Source organism: Cypionkella sp. (assembly GCF_036782355.1).
In the GTDB taxonomy this organism is placed as follows: Bacteria; Pseudomonadota; Alphaproteobacteria; order Rhodobacterales; family Rhodobacteraceae; genus Cypionkella.
Genome location: NZ_DAIPZF010000044.1, coordinates 1 through 3,033, shown reverse-complemented (window position 1 = coordinate 3,033; position 3,033 = coordinate 1). Strand labels below are relative to the sequence as shown.

Genomic DNA, 3,033 nt, shown 5'->3' with positions numbered 1-3,033 from the left:
AAAAAGTGAGTTATCAAGATGAAAAAGATTGTTGTAGGCGCAGCCATGTTGATGGCGATTTCTTTTAACGCTGCTGACGCGCAAGTGGCAGGTGCAGCTGCGGGCGCAGGCGGTGCCGCGGCAGTTGGTGTTGCTGGCGGCGTGGGTGCAGGAGCAGGCCTTAGTTTGGCGGGATTGGTCGCTGGCGTAGGCATTCCGGGCTTGATCGTTGCGGGTGTGGTGGTTACCGCCGTGGTTGCAACTGTCGTGAGCAACCCAACAGCCACAACTGGCACCAACTAAGATTACCGGCCTCTGGCCCTGAAACGACCTTAAAGCGCCCTTGCTTTTGCAGGGGCGTTTTTGTTTGCACCCCCGGATAGCCACCGGACAAATGGCAGCCAACCCAATGGTGGCGGCGCAAAAGCCCGTCGCGCCTCAGGCCGCGCGCCACGTTTGATCAAACGATAGGTCCACCGCCAAGCAAGCCTTGAAAGGCTGCGGCTGGCGTGCTTTGCATGGTGCAACACAGGAGCCCGCCATGCGCATCTTTATCAACGGCTTTGGTCGCATTGGTCGATCGGTTTTGCGCGCAGCCCTGCTGGGTGGCGCGACAGATATCGAAATCGCGGGCATCAATGACATCGCCGCAGCCGAGATGTGCGCCTATCTGTTTGAATTCGATTCCGTCTTTGGCGTCTGGCACGGCGATGTGCGGCTGCAAGAGGGCGCGCTGGTGATCGACGGGCGCACCATTCCTTTGCACCGCAGCCCTGATATCTCGGGGCTTGAACTCAAAGGCGTCGATGTGGTGCTGGAATGCACTGGCCGCGCCGATGCCCGCGAAATGGCCACCCGTGGGCTGCGGGCTGGCGCGCGCGCGGTGCTGATCTCGGGGCCCTCCAAGGCCGCCGATCTGACCGTGGTTCTGGGCGCGAATGAGGCCGAGCTTCGGGGCCAAAAGATCGTCTCGAACGCCTCTTGCACAACCAATGCGCTGGCGCCCTTGGTGCGGCTGATCGATGAAAACTGGGGCGTGGTGACGGGGTCGATGACGACGATCCACTGCTATACCGGATCGCAACCGACCATCGACGCCCCTGCTGCCGACTACGCCCGCTCGCGCGCGGCGGCGCTGTCGATGGTGCCCACCACCACCTCGGCCCAGCGCTTGCTGGACCTGGTCCTGCCACAGATCGCGGGCAGGATCGAAGCCTCGGCGGTGCGGGTGCCCACGGCCTCGGTCTCGGCCGTCGATCTGGCGGTGATGACCGAACGGCCCACCACCGCCGCGGCCGTCAACGCAGCCCTTGCCGCCGCAGGTGGGGTGATCGGCACCACGCAAAAGCCGCTGGTCTCGACCGATCTGCGCGCGCGCGCCGAAAGCGTGATCATGGCCCTGCCCGAAACCCGCGTCACCAAAGGCGGCATGCTGCGGGTGTTTGGCTGGTATGACAACGAATGGGGCTTTTCCAACCGCATGCTCGATATCGCGCGCCGGATGGCGGCATGTTAGCGCGGTTTTTCACCGCGGGCCCCTATGATGACGGCTCTGCGGTGACCGGCCATTATTATCAAACCGCCAGCAACGACCCTGCCTGCCCGCAAGTCTGGGGCTATAGCGATGCGCTGTCCTATGCGCCGGGCGACACACTGCGGCTGCATGTCTGCGCCTCGAGCGAGCAGGCACATCTGGTGATCGCGCGCGATGGGCTTAACCCGCAAGTGGTGGTGGATCGCCAAATCAACACCCGCTTTGCCGCCACGCCCGAGGATTGCTCGGAACAGGGCTGCAACTGGCCCGAGGCCTTTGCGCTGCAGATCCCGCCCGACTGGCGCAGCGGGGTCTATACCGTTTCGCTGAGCATCGACGGCCATGCCTCGCAGGCGATGTTTGTGCTGCGCGCAAGCACGCCTGCCGCCCGCATCGTGATGGTGCTCTGCACCGGCACATGGTGCGCCTATAATGATTGGGGCGGGTCGAACCATTACCAAGGCATCACTGGCCCCGCCCGCGCCGATTTCGCGCCGCATGTCAGCCTGCACCGGCCTTGGGCCGAAGGCTTTGTGCGCTGGCCCGAGGGCGCGCCGCGCATCCCGCATGCCTCGCCCCTGCTCAGCCGGCCGCGCTATCCGCATATGGACTATGCCCGCGCCCGCGGCATTTCCAAGAAATACGCCTCTTCGGGCTGGGCCGCGTTCGAGCGCCCCTTTGCGCTTTGGTGCGAAGCCCAAGGCATCGCGATCGACTATACCACCCAGCACGATCTGCACCGCGACCCCGATGCGCTGGCAGGCTACGACCGCGCGCTGATCGTTGGCCATGACGAATATTGGACATGGGAGATGCGCGACCATCTTGAGGCATGGCTGGATGCGGGCGGCAAACTGGCGCGCTTTGCTGGCAATTTCTTTTGGCAAACCCGGCTCTCGGATGATCTAAGCACCCAGACCTGCTTCAAATCCCGCGCCGAGGCCGAAGACCCACAGGCAGACAGCAACCGCCTGACCAGCTATTGGGACCACCCGCGCGTCGGGCGGCCCGCCACCGCCACCATGGGGCTAACCGGTGCCGCAGGCGTCTATGCCGGATGGAGCCGCTGCGCTGCACATGGCTCGGGCGGCTTTGCGATCTATCGCCCCGAGCATTGGGCGCTGCGCGACACCGGCCTTGGCTATGGCGATGTGCTGGGCGCTGCGGCCAAGATCTTTGCCTATGAGGTCGACGGCATCGACTACACCATGACCCAAGGCCTGCCCTTTGCCGCCGCAGACAGCGGCTTGCAAGGCGCGCTGACCCTTGTTGGGCTGTCGCCTGCCACCACGCTGTCGCATGCCACCGGCCCGCATGACCGCGATCTGTTCATCGGCGCGGGCGACGCCGAGGATCTGGCGCTGCGGCTTTACGGCGGGCTGAGCGCCGAAACCCTTGGCCGCACCACGCGCGGCAATGGCTGCATCGCCGACTATCGCCGCGGCGCGGGCGCGGTGTTCAACGCGGGCTCTTGTGAATGGGTGGCAGGTCTGATCGCGCAAGACCGCAGCGTCGAACAG

3 protein-coding genes are annotated in these 3,033 nt (G+C 64.6%); all 3 read left to right on the top strand.

The window, feature by feature from the left end; all coding sequences use genetic code 11:
* The first annotated feature begins 18 nt into the window (after positions 1–18).
* A complete protein-coding gene (locus V7Q10_RS13820; RefSeq protein ID WP_333869709.1) occupies positions 19–282 on the top strand; it encodes a hypothetical protein in 264 nt (87 codons plus the stop codon).
* A 238-nt stretch (positions 283–520) separates the two neighbouring features.
* Positions 521–1,495: a type I glyceraldehyde-3-phosphate dehydrogenase gene (locus V7Q10_RS13815; RefSeq protein ID WP_333869708.1), complete on the top strand. Its 975-nt coding sequence runs from the start codon at positions 521–523 to the stop codon at positions 1,493–1,495.
* On the top strand, positions 1,489–3,033 hold a 1,545-nt coding region (locus tag V7Q10_RS13810; RefSeq protein WP_333869707.1), incomplete at its 3' end, for a N,N-dimethylformamidase beta subunit family domain-containing protein. The genes V7Q10_RS13815 and V7Q10_RS13810, both read left to right, overlap by 7 nt.

Excerpts from the sequence above, each read along its gene's own strand:
- V7Q10_RS13820 (WP_333869709.1), top strand. The coding sequence starts at position 19 with ATGAAAAAGATTGTTGTAGGCGCAGCCATGTTGATGGCGATTTCTTTT.
- V7Q10_RS13815 (WP_333869708.1), top strand. The coding sequence starts at position 521 with ATGCGCATCTTTATCAACGGCTTTGGTCGCATTGGTCGATCGGTTTTG.